This window comes from Bacillus siamensis KCTC 13613 (assembly GCF_000262045.1).
Taxonomy (GTDB): domain Bacteria; phylum Bacillota; class Bacilli; order Bacillales; family Bacillaceae; genus Bacillus; species Bacillus siamensis.
Map to the genome: position 1 here is coordinate 34,254 of NZ_AJVF01000016.1, position 17,360 is coordinate 51,613.

At 48.2% G+C, this 17,360-nt stretch carries 13 protein-coding genes; 1 reads left to right on the plus strand and 12 read right to left on the minus strand.

Features of this window, described 5'->3' with window-relative positions:
• Positions 1–211: 211 nt before the first annotated feature.
• Positions 212–763 (plus strand): PadR family transcriptional regulator, encoded by a 552-nt coding sequence (locus tag Y79_RS0105200; protein ID WP_016936735.1) that lies wholly within the window; start codon positions 212–214, stop codon positions 761–763.
• Positions 764–802: 39 nt separating this feature from the next.
• Here the strand turns inward: Y79_RS0105200 and cyoE are convergent, their stop codons facing one another.
• From cyoE to lpdA, 12 genes are all read right to left on the minus strand, one after another.
• Positions 803–1,750 carry a heme o synthase gene (gene cyoE, locus Y79_RS0105205; protein ID WP_016936736.1) on the minus strand — a complete coding sequence of 316 codons (948 nt, stop codon included), beginning with the start codon at positions 1,748–1,750 and terminating at the stop codon, positions 803–805.
• A gap of 303 nt (positions 1,751–2,053) precedes the next feature.
• The gene (gene catE / locus Y79_RS0105210; protein WP_016936737.1) at positions 2,054–2,911 is read right to left on the minus strand and encodes a catechol 2,3-dioxygenase; all 858 of its coding nucleotides are present in this window, start codon (positions 2,909–2,911) and stop codon (positions 2,054–2,056) included.
• 16 nt (positions 2,912–2,927) lie between these two features.
• On the minus strand, positions 2,928–3,332 hold the full coding sequence (locus Y79_RS0105215) for a DoxX family protein (RefSeq protein ID WP_014304646.1): 405 nt from the start codon (positions 3,330–3,332) through the stop codon (positions 2,928–2,930).
• A gap of 167 nt (positions 3,333–3,499) precedes the next feature.
• On the minus strand, positions 3,500–5,317 hold the full coding sequence (locus Y79_RS0105220) for an ABC transporter ATP-binding protein (RefSeq protein WP_016936738.1): 1,818 nt from the start codon (positions 5,315–5,317) through the stop codon (positions 3,500–3,502).
• Complete coding sequence (locus Y79_RS0105225) at positions 5,298–7,031, minus strand: ABC transporter ATP-binding protein (protein WP_016936739.1); 1,734 nt, start codon at positions 7,029–7,031, stop codon at positions 5,298–5,300. The genes Y79_RS0105220 and Y79_RS0105225 overlap by 20 nt, the downstream gene beginning before the upstream one ends.
• A 293-nt stretch (positions 7,032–7,324) precedes the next feature.
• Positions 7,325–9,652 (minus strand): peptidase G2 autoproteolytic cleavage domain-containing protein, encoded by a 2,328-nt coding sequence (locus tag Y79_RS0105230; RefSeq protein WP_016936740.1) that lies wholly within the window; start codon positions 9,650–9,652, stop codon positions 7,325–7,327.
• Between the two features lie 198 nt (positions 9,653–9,850).
• A complete protein-coding gene (locus Y79_RS0105235; protein WP_029575234.1) occupies positions 9,851–11,437 on the minus strand; it encodes an alpha-glucoside-specific PTS transporter subunit IIBC in 1,587 nt (528 codons plus the stop codon).
• A 16-nt stretch (positions 11,438–11,453) separates the two neighbouring features.
• Positions 11,454–12,215, minus strand: coding sequence for a MurR/RpiR family transcriptional regulator (locus Y79_RS0105240; protein WP_016936741.1), 762 nt, complete (start codon positions 12,213–12,215; stop codon positions 11,454–11,456).
• 67 nt (positions 12,216–12,282) lie between these two features.
• Entirely contained in the window at positions 12,283–13,632 is a 1,350-nt protein-coding gene (glvA, locus tag Y79_RS0105245) for a maltose-6'-phosphate glucosidase (RefSeq protein ID WP_016936742.1), read from the minus strand.
• 172 nt (positions 13,633–13,804) lie between these two features.
• Positions 13,805–13,987 carry a small acid-soluble spore protein H gene (locus Y79_RS0105250; RefSeq protein ID WP_016936743.1) on the minus strand — a complete coding sequence of 61 codons (183 nt, stop codon included), beginning with the start codon at positions 13,985–13,987 and terminating at the stop codon, positions 13,805–13,807.
• A 65-nt stretch (positions 13,988–14,052) separates the two neighbouring features.
• Positions 14,053–15,861: a sigma-54-dependent Fis family transcriptional regulator gene (locus tag Y79_RS0105255; RefSeq protein ID WP_016936744.1), complete on the minus strand. Its 1,809-nt coding sequence runs from the start codon at positions 15,859–15,861 to the stop codon at positions 14,053–14,055.
• A 107-nt stretch (positions 15,862–15,968) separates the two neighbouring features.
• On the minus strand, positions 15,969–17,348 hold the full coding sequence (gene lpdA / locus Y79_RS0105260; protein ID WP_016936745.1) for a dihydrolipoyl dehydrogenase: 1,380 nt from the start codon (positions 17,346–17,348) through the stop codon (positions 15,969–15,971).
• Between the last annotated feature and the right edge of the window lie 12 nt (positions 17,349–17,360).

The window sequence follows — 17,360 nt, forward strand, 5'->3', positions numbered from 1 at the left end:
CAGTATTTCTTAATTTTTACAATGATTATATCATGATGTCTTATGAATAAGGCAAAGACATGATGAAAGGGGTTTCAAATCTGTATGCGGCTGAAACCAAAATCCAATCCCGAAGTCTTTCTATGATCAGGATTTCCGCATCCGGCATTTCTGCGTTTTTTCGCAGCCGTGTGGTATACTAGCTGTCAAATGAATGGGCTTGGAGGACAACATGAGAATTTTAAAGTACGCGATTTTAGGGCTTTTAAGAAAAGGCGAATTGAGCGGATATGATATATCGAGCTATTTTAAAGAAGAGCTCGGCCAGTTCTGGAGCGCAAAGCACAGCCAGATTTATCCGGAATTGAAAAAACTGACGGCTGAGGGGTTTATTACGTTCCGCACTGCGATTCAAGGAACGAAGCTTGAGAAAAAAATGTACACGCTGACCGGCAATGGAGAACGGGAGCTTGCCGCCTGGCTGACGAAAAAAGATCCGATTCCGGAAACGGTGAAGGATGAATTTATGCTGAAGGCTTATTTCATCTCAGCTTTGACCCGGGAGGAAGCGGATGAGCTATTCACCGATCAGCTCGTAAAGCGGAAGGAAAAATTGTCCGATCTGGAAAACAGCTATCACGAACTGATGACATCGTCCGAGGATGCGGATTCATTTTCGTCTCCGGATTTCGGCCATTATCTCGTGCTGACAAAAGCGCTTGAGCGGGAACGCAATTACATTTCCTGGCTTGAAGATATTTTGGCTCTCATCAAAAAAGCATAAACAAAAAAACGGGCGGCTTTGTATCTATAAGCCGCCTGTTTACGTTCTGAGAACCGCCGTGATCAACGAATCAGCCATTAAAATAAGAAAAAGCAGGCTGAAATATACAATCGAATACAAAAACATCCCCTTCGACCATTGCGTGTCATCCGCCGCCTGAAAACCTTTGACGCTCCGGTGCAGCCAGACGGCTCCGAGCAGAAGAGCGGACGCGGTATAAAGCGGGCTGACATCTATATAGAAAGGAACGAGCAGCGAAACCGCAGTCAGAACGGCGATGTAACGCAGCATTTTCATTTTTGTGACGCGGTTGCCTTTTATAATCGGCAAAAGCGGAATACCGGCGGCACGATACTCTTCCTTTCGCCTGATCCCGATCGCCCAAAAATGCGGCGGCTGCCACAAAAACATAATCGCATATAACAAAATCGCGGGCATATCAATAAACCCGGCCAGCGCGCAATAACCGATTAAGGGCGGAGCGGCTCCCGGAAAGCTGCCGACAAATGTACTCCAGACGGATTGTCTTTTAAACCAAAGCGTATAAACGACGGCATACAGCAAAAATGCAAGCAGGCCAAGAACGGCGGTCAGTACATTAAGCGAAGCAAGCATGATGAATCCGCATGCGCCGAGACAGATGCCATACAGGATCATGACTGGCGGCGGTATTTTCCCCGTGACGCTGGCGCGGGTGCGGGTTCGCGCCATCTTTGCGTCCATGCCGCGGTCAAAGAAGTTATTAAAAACAGTGCTTGACGCCATGACTAACGCCGTTCCGATCATGGCAACCGCCATGGCGGCAAATATACCGGGCCCTCCGCCCGTCCTTTCTGACTGAAGCCACGCGATCCAAAATCCGCCCAATGCGGCGAGTGAATTCGAGATGATAATCCCGGGTTTGGCAAGGATGATAAAGTCCTTGACCGTCACCCGGTTTCCGTTATGCTTCATCGGCTGTTCCGTCTGTGCTGCATTAGAATTCATCAGTTCAGATTCTCCTTTTTCGGCTTATCATATCAGGAAGAATAAGGAAGTTCAATTCATATCGGTTATTTTTCACAAAATTGTAAATAGCATACGAAAAGCCGTATCTTCTGACAGGATACGGCTTATGGCTCCCTGATCTGCCGAATGTACACAATTTTCAATTCAGCGGAGGCCCTGAGCGCGGGCCGGCGATGGCGGGCTCCAGGCGCCATTTTTGCGCGTCACTGTGATTTTCGCTCTCCTTTCGAGAACACTTCAGAAAAATAAAAAACCTTGCCGGTGAACGGCAAGGTTTCTTTCTTACAATGTAAATGCGATATCCGCCCCTGACACAGGGTCTTTGACGAATATGCCCGCTTCTTTTTCTTCAATCTCAAAGCCGGCATCGGTCAGCGCTTTTGTCACACGTGAGAGCTCTTTTTGATGCGGGAGCACGATGGTGTAATAATCCAGTCCGCTTGCGTTTCCCGGTTTCGGCGGCGCATCTGTTCCGGCCCATATATTCAGGCCAATGTGATGGTGATACCCTCCCGCTGAAACAAACAGGGCGGACATGGCGGCGTAATTGCCGACAATGTCAAAACCGAGGATATCGGTGTAAAAAGCTTTAGCTTCCTGTAAATCCGTCACATGGAGATGGATGTGACCGATTACGGTTCCTTCCGGGAGGCGGCTTTTCCGTTCAGCTCCGGCTTCTTTCAAAAGCCCGTCCACATCGACGGGCGCCGTTTGCATGACGTAATTGCCCTCTGCATCGCGCTGCCACGTGCTGCGGGGACGATCGGCGTATATTTCAATGCCGTTTCCGTCCGGATCAGACAGGTAAAGAGCTTCACTGACCGCGTGATCCCCCTGACCGAGCGCGATGCCGTTTTCAATCAGCCGGGCCAATGCGATGCCGAGTTCTTTCCGGTCAGGCAGAAGTATCGCGAAATGGTACAGGCCGGTGACAGACCGCTCCGGGAGAATGACGGCGCTTGGATTTTCTTCAAGCATCAGCAGGACGCGTTTTCCGTCTGCTGACAGTTCTGCGGAACGATCGGTTTGCGAGATGACTTGAAAGCCGATCACATTTTGGTAAAAGTCGAGCGACCGTTCCAAATTTTTGATGGTCAATTTGACATAACCGATTGCTGTATCTTGATGAATGCCGGTCATTTGAACGCCTTCTTTCTTATGCTGAAAAAGTTTCTCCCTTTTTTGATTTGAAAAGGAGCTGGTCCAATGAAAGCAGACGGCTTCCTGAAAGCGCTAAGTGAATAGATGCAACCAGTAAGATGAAATCAAATTCCGAGCCGCCCATAAATGGTGAGGAAAGCTTCGCCGTAAAGATGGCGCCGACTAATGTGAGGGCAAACAGAACGCCGATTATGCGCGTCGCCAAACCGAAAAAGATCAGAACCCCGCCGACAAGCTCAATCGTTGCGATGACATAGACCATAAATGCCGGAAGCCCGATGCTTTGGAAAAATTGTGTGGTGCCTTCTAATCCTTGGAACTTGGATAAACCGTGTACAAAAAAGATAATACCTGTTACAACCCTTAAAAGCAGTGTTCCTGTTTCGAATGATTTATTCATAAAATCCTCCTTGAAAATTATTATCACTTACTTTATGTAAGCTAGTATATATACATAACTTATTTACGTCAAGTAATTTCGTTACATTTAACGAAAATAACTGAAAAGTACTATTTATCCTCATAAAAAAAAGACCTCCGCACTCTGTCGGAGGTCTTTGTCCCTATTTACGATTCCCGGAACTGGCTTTCATATAATTCTTGATAAAAACCATTCTGGCTGAGAAGTTCGGCATGGGTTCCTTTTTCAGCCATTTCACCGTCTTTCAGCACAAGAATCTGGTCGGCTTTTTGAATCGTGTTCAGCCTGTGAGCAATAATGACGCTCGTTCTGCCTGCCATTAAACGGCCGAGCGCTTCTTGTATTTTCACTTCGGTCACTGTATCAATGTTGCTCGTCGCCTCATCCAAAATGAGCAGAACTGGGTCCGCGAGCACAGCTCTCGCGATGGAAATGAGCTGCCTCTGTCCTTGGCTGATGCCCGCGCCGTTTTGGGTAAGAACGGTATCATAGCCTTTCGGGAGCCGTTCGATGAATCCGTGGGCATTGGCGGCTTTTGCGGCTTCCTCCACCTCTTTGTCAGAAGCATCCAGCCGGCCGTAGCGGATATTCTCCCTGATAGTGCCTTGGAAGAGAAATGAATCCTGCAGAACAAACCCCATGTTTTTTCTCAGACTGGATCTTGTCAGTTTTTTGATGTCCGTTCCGTCAATGAGAATTTTTCCTTCATTCGGCTCGTAAAAACGGGCGATCAAGCTCGTAACGGTTGTTTTACCCGCTCCGGTCGGACCGACGAAGGCGATTGACTGTCCTTTCGGAACGCTGAAGGACAGATGTTTTAAGATCAGGCTGTCTTCCTGATAGCCGAAGGAGACATCGCGGAATTCAATGTCACCCGTTTTGATCGGCTGGTGCGCCGCATGCTCTTCATCTTCCCGCTCCTCTTTTTCATCAAGCACGTCAAACACCCGTTCAGCCCCGGCGATTGCCGATAACATCGTATTGAACTGATTGGCTAAATCATTCAAAGGGCGGGTGAACTGCCGCGAGTATTCGGCGAATACGACAATGGAACCGATTGAGATCCACCCTTTCAGCGCAAACAGCCCGCCGACCGCCGCTATAATCGTAAAGCTTAAATTATTTAAAGAGTTCATGACTTTCGGAATGAAACCCGAAATGGTCTGCGCCCAAAACCCCGATGATTTTAACGCCGCGTTTTTTTCTAAAAATTGCTCCATGACTCGGTCTTCTCTTGAGTAGGCTTTAATGACCTTCGCTCCTGATACCGACTCTTCAATAAAACCGTTCAGCTCGCCGAGGTTTTTCTGCTGCTGCTTAAACAAGAGTCCCGTCCGGTTGGTGATCCATTTGATGCTTAAAAACATGATCGGAATGATCAAAAGCGTAATCAATGTTAAAAGCGGGCTCATGTACAGCATCACGGCGATTGTGCCGACGAATGTAATGACGCTCGACAGCACTTGAATGACGGATGTATTTAAAGTGGAGCTGACATTTTCAATATCATTGGTGACCCGGCTCATCAAGTCCCCGAGCCGCTGTTTATCAAAAAACGGGATCGGCAGCTCATGCAGATGGGTAAACAGCTCGCTCCGCATTTTAAACACGGTGCTTTGCGAGATATTGATCATCCAATAGTTTTGAAACCATAAGGACAACGATTGCACGAGGTAAATCCCAAATAGTATGAACAGCACCCCCGCCAATCCGTCCGTCGTCCGTCCGACGATGAAATGATCAATCGCTTTCCCGATGACGAACGGTCCGAGGAGGCCGAATACGGCGCTTATGACTACCATGATGATCACAAGAGTCAATAGCCCTTTTTTCTCTGCTACATACGACCAGATTCTGCGCAGGGTCCCTTTTGCATCTTTTGCTTTCGCACGTTTTCTGCCGCCTTCACTCGATTTGAGCGGTATTTTCGGATAACGGAAAGGTTTACGAATGTCTTTCTCCACTGTCAGCTCCCTCCCTTCCGAATTGGGATTCATAAATCTGCCGGTACAGATGAGACTCTGCCATCAGCTCTTGGTGCGTGCCTTTTGCCAGCAGTTCGCCGTCTTCAAGCAATAAGATGGTGTCAGCCTTCATCGCGGTCGTTATTTTTTGCGTGATAATCAGTGTCGTGCATTCATAGGATCTGATCGCTTTTAAAAGCTTTGCTTCCGTCTGAAGATCCAGCGCGCTCGTACTGTCGTCTAACAGCAGGAGGGACGGCTTTCTGATAAAAGCGCGCGCGATGGAAATGCGCTGCTTCTGCCCGCCTGACAAATTGACGCCCCGCTGTCCCAGCACCGTGTCGTATCCGTTTGACAGCTTCATAATCGTTTCATGGATTTGCGCGTCTTTGGCTGCTTCCATTACTTCATCTAGTGAAGCATCCTCCCGCCCCCAGGCGATATTTTCACGGATTGTGCCCGAAAACAGGAGCACTTCCTGCGGAACATAGCCGATTTCCCTGCGCAGCCCGTGAGCGGAGAATTCACCGATCGGTTTTCCGTCTATGAAAATACTGCCTGAATCAGCCGTGTACAGGCGCGGAATCAGCTGAAAGAGCGTTGATTTTCCTGAGCCTGTCGCGCCCATAATGGCAACCGTTTCTTTCGGGCTGGCAGAAAAGGAAACGTGATGCAGCGCGTCTTTTTCCATGTCCGGATAGCGGAAGGACACTTCACGAAACTCAATCCCGCCGGCAAGCGCTTGTGCCGGGTCATGTCCCGTTCCCTCGCCGCCTTCAGTTTCCAGCACCTCTCCGATTCTTTCGCCGGAAGCCTTCGCCCGGGAAAATACCATAATGAGAAATGGCAGGACGGACAGCGCGCCTGTAATCCGCGTCGCATAGTTAATCACGGAAACGATATCTCCGACCTGCGCCCCGCCCTGATCAATGCTTTTGGCGCCGAACCATAAGATAAACAAAATGCAGCTGTTCATCAGCAGCATTAAGATCGGCATCGCCGCTTCCACGAGACGAAATGCGGATACTGTTTTTTCCATCAGCTTCGTATTCGATTTCAAAAAACGTTTCACTTCGTGGTTTGCACGGAGAAGCGCTTTAATCAGTTTGATCGCCGTCAGGTTTTCCTGCATGATCGTATTGACCTGATCAAGCCGCTTTTGCACAGACCGAAACAGCGCGCCGCCTCTTTTCAGCACCCAGAGCAAAAACAAAAGCAAAATCGGCACCGTGATCAGCAGAAAAAAACCGAGTTTCGCATTGACGGTCAGCGAGAGAATAATGCCGCCCGCGATCATTAACGGCGCCCGAAGCATAAACCGGAGACTCATAAAAAGCATATTTTGGACCTGCGTCACATCGTTTGTCAGCCGGGTGATAAACGATGTGGATGAGAATTGCGCAAACGTCGAATAGGAGAAGGACTGGATTTTTTGAAATAGCCCTTTTCGCGTATCATACGCATAGCTTTGGCTGATGTGGGCGGAGTAGAACGAATTTAAAATGCCCGATGCAAATGAAACAACGGTCAGTCCGATCATCACGCCGCCCCACAGCCAGACCGTTCCGAGCTCCTGCTTTAAAATTCCTTCGTCGATGATTTTCCCGATCAGCAGGGGCTGTATCAGCTCTACCGCAAGCTCGATGAGCATGAAAAACAGAGCGATTCCCGCCAACAGAGAATACGGTTTTACATATGATAAAGCCTTTGACATGTGTAAGCCTCCAAATTCTTTGTTCAGTATGTATGTATATTTATTTTATTTGTTTGTCTTAAATGAATAAAGGATTAACCCTTGAACCCGCACCTTTTATTATGTACTTTGTGAAGAAAAAACGGAAATTATTGAAGATCAAAATTGAAGGAATGAGGGCAGATATATGGAAGCTGTCTTATCTTTTCTTTTTACCAGTTCCTGAACCGGAACCTTGATTTTAAAATGAATTAGCGGAGCCTTTAATAAGGCGTCCGCTATTCAGGATGGTCATTTATGCTTTGTCATTTCATTTAACGAATAAAAACGAGAGCGACCCCGAATCCTTTATCGGCATCAAACTCTTTGATCACTTTCATGACCTGCCAGCGCTGGTTTGGAGCGTCGGATTTCGCTGCAATCCCGTTATGGGCATGAATAAAATCTCCGGCTTTCACAGTCTCATCGCATTTGACATATACCTGACCGATAAGCCCGACAATGTTCCACTCGTCTCGTTCTTGTCTTGAAGTGTAGTCTTCTTCAGGGCGAAAGTCCGGATTTTCTTTTGGCGCCATGACCGTATGGCCGTTCGCATCTTTCTGTTCTTCATAAACATAGCCGCCAAACTCATTCTTTACGTATCGGCCCGACCAGTGAAAACTCGACTCACCGAGAATCACTCCGGCAGTCTCGGAAATAACCCCGAGCATGAGATCACCCTCTTCAGCCGGTCTGATCTTATCACCTTCAAGTGTGACAAGTGTTCCCGTCGGAATTTTCTCCCCGCTCAGGCTCTCAAAATACTCAGCGTAGTCAGAGAATATCGAGGAACCTGTTACCCCTCCGGAAGCCTTAATTGTTCCTTCTTTTGCGTGAAGCTCAATTTTTCTGTTGGCTGATGACGGAGTGCTGCCGGCACCCCAGCCAAGTGCTACAGAATCTGAATTCGGGTTAATTGTATTGTACGAAGACAGCACTGAAGATTGTGCCGCTCCGGCCGCTCTTCCCCGAACAGAACCAGCCACAAAATTATTGTTCCCTGTAGCATGAGATTCACGGGAGCCAATGACTCCGCTTCCTTTATGTTTGAATAAGAAATAAGGAGTGACTGCTCCTCCAATGTTAAAGTCAGTTTCATAACCTGAAAAATCACAATTGGATACATTAAGGTCTGGATCTGAGGAATAAATTCCAACTGTCCCGCTATTATTTTTTGGAGATCTCTGTCCCCAAACATTGCTAACAACAGACTCGTACATTCCGCTGCCGAATGCAACTCCTTTTTTTCCGGAGTCAATCAATGTGACACCATCCACCATCACTTTCCCTACTGAGTTATCCCCGCCGACAATATATAAGTCGTTGTCTGCAGTTTTAAATCCGCGGATGGTTATATTCTTTAGACTGATTAAGCGTCCTTTATAAAATACGCTGACTACCGAATTCCCCTTATAATCAATTGAACTGTCATCACAAATAGCATGGAAATTCACAACGCTCACACCATCATATCCGGAGATTTGCAACGCGTTTGGACCCGCCCCTTTGTATAGATCATTTGGTTTAGGGTTATATGAGATACAATTCGCAAGCTGCACATCATGTGCTGTCGCTGACTGAGGTTCGCTTGCTGTGTGGTGACCGATATGGCGAATACTATATCCAATGGCATTTTCATATGCGCGACAATTAACAAGCTGTACTCTCTTCGCAGCCGGTGCATAACCGTGTGCTTTAATTTCAAAGCCTCGGACTCCTCCAATTGAGATACAACTATCAATCATGACGTCTTGAGAGCCGTCATCAATTTCAAAACAATTCGTATTAGAAGTTCCGTCATTCAGCCCCATTGGATGGTAAGAGAGGCAATGACTGAAAGTCGTGTGTTTCCCAAAATGACAAGTAAAGTTATCATCGCCGGACCCTGTTGCTTCACAATGAGAAAACGTTACAAAGTTACAGCCGTTGGGCTGATAATAAGTGGGGTCGTCCATTTCTCCATGTCTGTTATAGTTCGGGCTTGTAGAATCAAAGCCGTGCAAGCCGCCGTTCCTCGCAAACACATGCTCGACAAAAGAATAGTCAACATTCGCAAAAAGCAAACAGCTTGAAGTAGGGCCCTTCGGAATCTTCCAGCCGGCAGGACGCGTATCCTTGTTCCAGTCCAGCGTAAGATGGCCGACGTAAATATTTTCATTACCGTTCGTATAATCGCTGTTGGTCAGAACAGAATGGCCGACCGGTGTTTCGTCTAATAATTTAATGACCGTTCTTTTCTTGCCTGCTCCGACAAGCATTGTATTTGACGGAACAAACAATCCGGATGTTCTGAATACACCCGCGGGAACCGTTACGACATAACCTCCGTCGGCCATAGCATCATGAAATGCCTGCGTGTCATCTGTTACTCCGTCACCTTTAGCCCCAAAATCCATTACGTTTCGCTCTGTCACATGTTCAAATCTGTTTTCATACATTTTAAGTCTTTCATTTAAATTTTCATAAGTTGACGTGCCATCGCTAAGGGCAGCACCGATTTTGCTGTCAATCGCTTCAAAGTTTTGAGCAATGCTTTCAACTTCAATCCCCTCCGTTTTATCGGGTTTGTAAAGTCCTAAAAACGTCGTATAGTTTGTCATGATCTTGCCTCCTATTTTTCAATTGCTATTTGAAACATCGCAGAAGTCATTCCGTTTTTGCATCTCCCTCTTTCACTCCTGCATGTACAGGTGGCAAAGGTATGACAAATTCATTCATACATTTTTTCAAAACATAAAAAGAGCGCCGGATTAACAAGCGCTCTTCCCATTCTGCACATAGTCTGCTGCTGCAGTATTTTAACCGTTCAATATTTTCTCGACACGCTCCCGCATTTGCGGAACGCCTAATCCGACAATGACCTGAAGCGCCTTGCCTTTTCTGACGACGCCGTGGGCTCCCAGCTCTCTGAAATCGGCATCACTTTTGACCTTTGATTCATCAGCGACAGTGACACGGAGACGGGTGGCGCAATTGGTGACCTCTGTAATATTGTCCTTTCCGCCCAGCGCTTCAATATACAAAGCGGCTGTATCCCGCTGTGTTTCGTCTGCCGCCGCTGTTTCTTTTGAAGCCTGCTTCCGTTCTCTGTACTCCTTTTTCGAATAAAGCTTTGTTTCCTTTCCTTCCTCTTTCTCTCTGCCCGGGGTGGCGATGTTGAATTTGAGAATGAGGAAGCGGAAGACGAAAAAGTAAATGGCGGTAAAGCACAAGCCGATGATGATCTGGTATACATACGTCAAACCGTGGCTTGGCGCCAGCGGGATCCAGTTCAAGGTCGCCGCTTCAATCAAACCGCCGCCCATATTTCCGACGACGCCGGCCATATACATGACGGTCGCCATGGAAGCGGCAAGCAAAGCATGAACCGCAAATAAAAACGGCGAGATAAAAAGGAATGTAAATTCAATCGGCTCCGTAATACCGGCGACAATGGACGTCAAGGTGACCGGGATCAAAAGGCCGGCGACGATTTTTTTCTTTTCCTTTGAAGCCGTGGCGTAAAAGGCGAGCGCGATTCCCGGAATGCCGAAGATTTTCGAGTTGCCGTGAAGCGCGAAGCCCCCCTGCGGGAACAATTCTTTCAGCGGTTTGACGCTTTGGGAGTATTCTCCGAGATGCTGGGCCCAATAGGTGACGATACCGCCTTCAGCTACAGCCGGCCCGTAAACAAACGGTGAGTAAATAAAATGATGCAGGCCCGTCGGAATTAAAATCCGCTCCAAGAACGTGTAAATCCACACGCCGACCGCCCCGGAAGAAACGAGAAAGCTTTGCAGCGATCCGATTCCGGACTGAACCATCGGCCATACGTAGGCCACCGCAAGTGAAATCGGTATCATAATGAAAAAAGAAATAATGACGATGTACGAAGATCCTTGGAAAATCCCCAGGAAATCCGGCAGTTTTTTATCAAAATAGCGATTGTGCAAGTAAACGACAATAGATGAAATAAAGATGGCGCCGATAATATTCGTATCAAGCGTTTTGATCCCGGCGATCATCGTCAGCCCGCTCGTTCCGCCGGCTTCCTGATTCATATCGACATGAAAAGCCCCGCCCCAAACCGTCAGAATCGCATTGATAAAGTAATTGAATGTAAGATAAACTGTAAGCGCTTCCAAACAAGCCCGCGCCTGCGCTTTTTTTGCTAAAGCGACAGGGATGCCGATCGCAAACAGGAGCGGCATTTGATTAAAGACGGTCCAGCCGCCCTGTTCAATGACATACCAGCATTGATACCAAAGCCCGTCAGGATCAGCCAGCGGCCCCATCAGCGTTTTATTTTTAAAGAGCGTACTCAGACCGACAATAATACCGGAAAATGCAAATAACAAAACAGGCACAAACATCGCGCTGCCAAAGCGCTGGACTTTTTGCATCATTTCACGTGACCTCCCGCTATTTATCAAAATTTTCAAGCTCTTTATAATCAACATATGCACGGAATAACGCTTCGCCTACCAGAAAAAACGGGGCAAATGCGACAATTTCCGTTTTATCGCTTAACGTTACCGGCTTGCTGGTCGCATAAAGATTATACGGCGTCGTCTGCGCCAGTACGTTGTTTTTCAGATTGGTGATTGAAATGAACGGAACTCCCTTTGCGGACAAGGTCCTTGCCTGCGGAATTAATTCAGGTGTTTCCCCGGATAAAGAAATAATGATGAATACGTCATCAACCGTAAAATCATCACACATGATATCAAACTCTGTGATGTCCTGTATTAAAATCAAATACTTCCGCCGGGATACAAACATCCGTTGCAGCTCGCGGGCGCACACCCTTTGAGCCGTGCCCGATCCGTAAACGAAAATCCGTTTTGCTTCATCTATCAGCCGGCACATCTCCGTCATATCTTTTGACTTTACGTATTTTACGTTGGCTTCAATATCATCCAGCAGCTTTTCAAATGTCATATTCTCGCCTTCTTCAGGCTGATCCTCCCATTTCAGAAAAACCCGGAATTCACTGTAGCCGCTGAAGCCGAGCTTTTGGGCGAGCCGCAGGATCGAAGACCGAGAGACATTGCAGGCTTTCGCCATGTCATTGATACCGAGATGGTAGCACGTATGCTTATTGTTCAATATATATTTTAAAATATAAAAATCGTTGTCATTTAATTTCGCGTAATGCTGATTAACCAGTTCTTCAAGACTCATCCCAAAATCCCCCCGTTTTCTTTCTATTATATAGAATAACAGATGAAGAAAACGGGGAAGATTGTCATCAGGAAATATGAGACGGACTTACATCAAGCTCAGGCCAGTAATCCTTATTAGCCTCCATCAGATCTTCAAGAATCAGTCTTGCCACACGGGCATTCGGCACTGTTTTTGACAGGATCAGCGCCTGCCACAGCTTTTGAAATGACCGCTCTTCCCATGCTTCAGCCGTCAGTTTTTCGACAGATACCTGCTGTTCCATCAGGCCTTTTTGAAATTGAGGAATATTCCCGACGGAGAGCGGTTCCGGTCCGTTTGAACCTACGAGACAAGGAATCTCAACCATGGCTGATGGATCAAAGTTTGCGATCGCGCCGTTATTTTCAACGATTAACAGCATTCTCTCCCCGGTATTGTAAGCGATGGCCCGGGCAAGATCGACGATATAGGAAGCATGGTCATCAATTGTAATTTCACTGTTTTCCGATGACTGCTCGCGCGTAATCATATCGCATTGGCTGAAAATGAAAGCTTCGCGCCCTTCCATGACTTCGTTGGCTCTCGTATGATTCGGATTTGATTTTTTCACCATATCATCCGGGAATAAGTAATATTGCAGATATGTGTTCGGAAGCGTATCCGGATCGGCCGCCTGAACGTCGCGCGCCTTTTTGAAGGTGTCATTCCAGCTTGCTTCGGTCTGTTCAGCCTCCGTCTTCGGAACGTAGCCGTATTCACGGACATGCTCTTTCAGCTTCGGCATTAAATCATTGCCCTCTTGATCCGTGATGGACGTCCACCAGCCAAAGTGGTTCAAGCCGTAATAACGGACCTTCATTTCTTTTCTTGACGATAATCCGAGAATGTTCGCTATGCGATCCTCAATTCCGACCGGCATGTCACAGATGTTCAATATTTTTGAATTCGGTCTGAGGCGCCGTGTCGCTTCGGCCACAATCGCCGCAGGATTGGAGTAATTCAGCATCCATGCGTCAGGCGAGTACGTTTCCATATAATCAAGGATTTCCAGAACGCCGCCGATAGACCGCATGCCGTATGCAATTCCGCCCGGCCCGCATGTTTCCTGCCCGACGACACCGTACTTCAGCGGGATTTGTTCATCCAGCGCGCGCATCGCATATTTCCCGACGCGGATATGCGCCATGACGAAATCAACATCCGTAAAAGCCGTCTCCGGGTCATCAGTCGCCAAAAATTCAATGTCCGGCGCTTTTTCTTTTATGAATACCTCACACGCACCCGCAATCCGTTCCTGCCTTTCTTTATCATTGTCATAAAGTTTCAGCTTTCTGATCGGAAACTCTTCCAGGTGATTCAAAAGCATTAATACAATTCCGGGGGTAAATGTGCTGCCGCCGCCTGCAATAACGATTGAGAATGATTTGTCTGTCATGTGAAGCCCTCCTCTGATAACGTTTACATTTTATTTATATCATGAGAATGGCTTCTCTGTACCGGGTTTGTGGGAGTTAGATCATTTAATCATTTTTAGTTATTTTTCTCAAAAAGCGGGAAAGTTCTCACAGGAACAAAAAAGGCCTGCTGTGATCAGCAGACCTGTGGTCTCAAAAATGCTCTTGTAAATCAGAAAGCTGCACTTCCTGCTCAAATTGAGGATTTCCGATCGGAAAAATCCTGGCCGTTTCCTTGTCCTCGTTGACATGCTGAATATAAATCGGGACGCCTTCATATGTCACATACGCCATGGCAGCGGATTCAGCAATGTCTTTCGCACGCTGTGTGTTCACGTCTCAAACCTCCTTTGGGCCTCACACATAACGTGTCCGGCAGCCAAGAGAAGTATGCTTGTTTCTTACAATTGTCCGGCGGTGAGTTTGAATTTTTTGAGGCGTTTGTAAAACGTGCTCCGCGGAATTCCCGCCATTTTGGCGGCCAGCGTGACATTTCCCTTTGCCGATTCAAGCGCGTTTACGATGATGTTTTTCTGAATGTGCTCCCGGATGGAAACAGGGGGCGCTTCTTCTTGGCTAAAAGACTGAGACTCTTCTGTGAGGCCTGACGCTTCAAGCAGAGATGGGAGAGGGCGCCCTGACAGCCTTCCGTCCGGGAACATGACGGACAGACGTTCAAACACATTAAACAATTCTCTGATATTCCCCGGCCATTTTCGGTTCTTTAATAGGTCTAAAAAGTCATCAGGAAGCTCCCCCCGCCAGCCGCGATTTCGCTGAAATTCAAGGAAGAGTCCGGGAATGTCTTCGGTGCGTTCTCTTAATGGCGGGAGATGGATCGGACAGACGTGAAGCCGGTAAAATAAATCCTCTCTCAGCTTTTTGCTTTCAACAAGCTGTCTCAGATCAGTGTGGGCGGCGGTGATGATTCTGATGTCAACGGGAATTTCTTTCGTCCCGCCGATCGGAGTGACCTTCCGTTCCTGCAGCACGCGTAACAGAGCGACCTGCATGGAGTGTGATATTTCTCCGATTTCATCGAGGAAAAGCGTGCCTTTATCGGCTTTTTGCAATGCACCGACCTGTCCTTTCCTTTTGGCGCCGGTGAAGGCGCCTTCCGTGTAGCCGAACAGTTCGCTTTCAATCAGCTTCTCGGGGACCGCTCCGCAGTTCACTGCGATAAACGGGCCGTTTTTGCGGGAGCTGTTGTTATGAATCGCCTGGGCGGCAACCTCCTTTCCCGTACCGGTTTCTCCGGTCAGACAGACGGTTGCGTCCGTTCGGGCGACAAGCTCCAGCTGCTGCAGCATATGTCGGGATGACGGGCTTTCACCTGCCGCGCCATGAAATATAAAAGACGGCTTTTCTTCTCGTTTGGTTACATAAAAGCATGTGAAGCCGTTCTCCTCCCGTTTCGCCTGCTTCATCTGAAAGCCCTGTTCCTCAAGCTCGCGCAGCATATGCCCGGTTAAATGCTGGACGGGGCGGCTTGCCGCGATAATCCGATTGATCTCATTGCAAAGCACGATAGGCTCATGAGACTTGGTGAGTTCCTCAAATTTTCCGATCATATCAAGTTCTGTCATCTTCATCTTTAAGGCGAGCTCCCGTTCCGCCGTATAAGCGATGGAGGAAGCAATTCCGAGCATAAATGGCTGAGCGCGGGCGGCAGGGCAGGAAATATCAATGACACCGGCCAGCCGCCCGTCTTCATAACGGATCGGAGCGGCGGAACAGCTCCACTGATGGGAAGCGAGCGAATAATGTTCAGAGCCGTGTATCATGACCGGCTCATTCGTATAAAGGGCCGTCCCGATCGCATTCGTGCCGACCGCCGTCTCCGTCCAGCAGGCGCCTTTTAAGAAATTGATGCGGTTCGCTTCATGAATGGTGCGCGGGTGGCCGTTAACAGAATGGACAACGCCGTCAGCATCAATCAGGAGAACCATCATTTCCATTTCCCGCATCGCCGTCTTCATTTTTTCTGCATGCGGCGACGAGGCCGCCAAAAATAACGCATGCTTCTCGGCCTGCCTTTCTAAATGATCTGCCGGCATTACCTTCGGCCCCTTTTCCAGATAAGGGTTGACGTCGGCTTTTTTGCAGCGGTGCCATGAGGCTGCGATCCGCTTCTGAATACGGGATTCATCAAGCACGCCTTCTTTCACAAAGCGCTTCCAGGTTTTAAAATCATTCCGAATGACATTCATCGTATCCGCTCCCCCCTGTTCAGACCATCTTTTCATATATTGTAGGGGAAAAGTAAAGCGCTTTCAATAAAAAATACCCCTTCTCAGTCTGAGAAAGGGTATCCCGGCTAAACGGAATGCACCGCAAGTCCGGTGACATTCAGCAGAGCTTCCTGAAGCGTTTCCGAAAGAGTCGGATGCGCGGCGATCAATTGCTCTGACATATCCGCCGTCATTTCACCGTTCATCAGCATGACCGCCTGGCCGATCAATTCCGTTACGTCCGGCCCGATCATTGACACGCCGACGATTTCTCCGAATTCCGGTTCGGCAATGATTTTCATTTTGCCGCCGTGCTGATGTTTAATTAACGCTTTTCCATTAGCGGAAAATGAGCATTCTCCGATTTTTACGTCTCCGTATTTCTCTCTCGCCTGCGTTTCCGTCAGTCCGACAGCGGCCATTTCCGGCGATGTATAAATGCAGCGGGGCACCGCCCGCATATCGACTTTGCTGTCCTTTCCCGTGGCATGCGAAGCAGCGGTGATGCCTTCATGAATAGCGGCATGCGCCAGCTGCATTCCTCCGGCCGCGTCGCCGCATGCATATATATGCGGCACGTTTGTCTGCATATGGTCATTGACTTCAATGCCGCGCGGAGAATACAGGATGCCTGCCTGCTCCATGTTCAGCTTTTGCAAACGCGGTTTTCTGCCGATTGCAACCAGAATGTGATCAGCCCGGGCCTCAATTTCTTTGCCGTCTTGTGTCCACACAGCAGTTTTCCTTTCTCTGTCAATCCGCTGTAGGGCGGCTTTCGTCTGAATATCAACCCCGCTCTCTCTTAAAGAGTCTTCAAAAGCGGCCGCGATTTCTCCGTCTTCTGCCGGGAGCAGCCTGTCAGCCGATTCAATCACCGTTACTTTCGTTTTAAACCGGCTGAATAAAGATGCAAACTCGCAACCGATTACACCTCCTCCGACAATGAGAAGAGAGGAAGGAATGTGCTGCAAAGAAAGCGCATCTTTGCTGTCGATCACCCAATTGCCGTCAAAAGGGGCAAACGGCAGCTCCGCCGGTTCAGATCCGGATGCAATCAATATCCGGTCCGCTTCCAGAATGTCTTTTGCGCCTTCTTCTTCTTCAATCAGCAGCGTCTGATCTGTGAGAAATGAAGCAGTCCCGCGGATGACTTTAATCTGATTTGCTTTCATTAAGTATTGAATTCCCTGCACGAGCTGGCTGACGATTTGCCGTTTGCGCCCCTGCATGCGGGCCCAATTGAGTGTAATGTTTTGCGGGAGTTCGATGCCGAATGTATCTGCGTGCCTGATTTTATCAAGCACATTTGCGCTTTCCAAAAGCGACTTTGTCGGGATGCACCCTTCATTGAGACACGTACCCCCGAGCGGTCCTTTGTCTATCAGGACGACTTCTGCTCCCCTCCGCGCGGCAGTCACGGCTGCTGCATATCCGGCCGGCCCGCCGCCGATAATGGCTAGTTTCATTTCTTCACCTCT

Coding starts and splice junctions, on each gene's coding strand:
- catE (WP_016936737.1), bottom strand. CDS start 2,911: ATGACCGGCATTCATCAAGATACAGCAATCGGTTATGTCAAATTGACC.
- Y79_RS0105215 (WP_014304646.1), bottom strand. CDS start 3,332: ATGAATAAATCATTCGAAACAGGAACACTGCTTTTAAGGGTTGTAACA.
- Y79_RS0105235 (WP_029575234.1), bottom strand. CDS start 11,437: ATGATGCAAAAAGTCCAGCGCTTTGGCAGCGCGATGTTTGTGCCTGTT.
- Y79_RS0105230 (WP_016936740.1), bottom strand. CDS start 9,652: ATGACAAACTATACGACGTTTTTAGGACTTTACAAACCCGATAAAACG.
- Y79_RS0105225 (WP_016936739.1), bottom strand. CDS start 7,031: ATGTCAAAGGCTTTATCATATGTAAAACCGTATTCTCTGTTGGCGGGA.
- cyoE (WP_016936736.1), bottom strand. CDS start 1,750: ATGAATTCTAATGCAGCACAGACGGAACAGCCGATGAAGCATAACGGA.
- Y79_RS0105200 (WP_016936735.1), top strand. CDS start 212: ATGAGAATTTTAAAGTACGCGATTTTAGGGCTTTTAAGAAAAGGCGAA.
- lpdA (WP_016936745.1), bottom strand. CDS start 17,348: ATGAAACTAGCCATTATCGGCGGCGGGCCGGCCGGATATGCAGCAGCC.
- Y79_RS0105255 (WP_016936744.1), bottom strand. CDS start 15,861: ATGAATGTCATTCGGAATGATTTTAAAACCTGGAAGCGCTTTGTGAAA.
- Y79_RS0105240 (WP_016936741.1), bottom strand. CDS start 12,215: ATGAGTCTTGAAGAACTGGTTAATCAGCATTACGCGAAATTAAATGAC.
- glvA (WP_016936742.1), bottom strand. CDS start 13,632: ATGACAGACAAATCATTCTCAATCGTTATTGCAGGCGGCGGCAGCACA.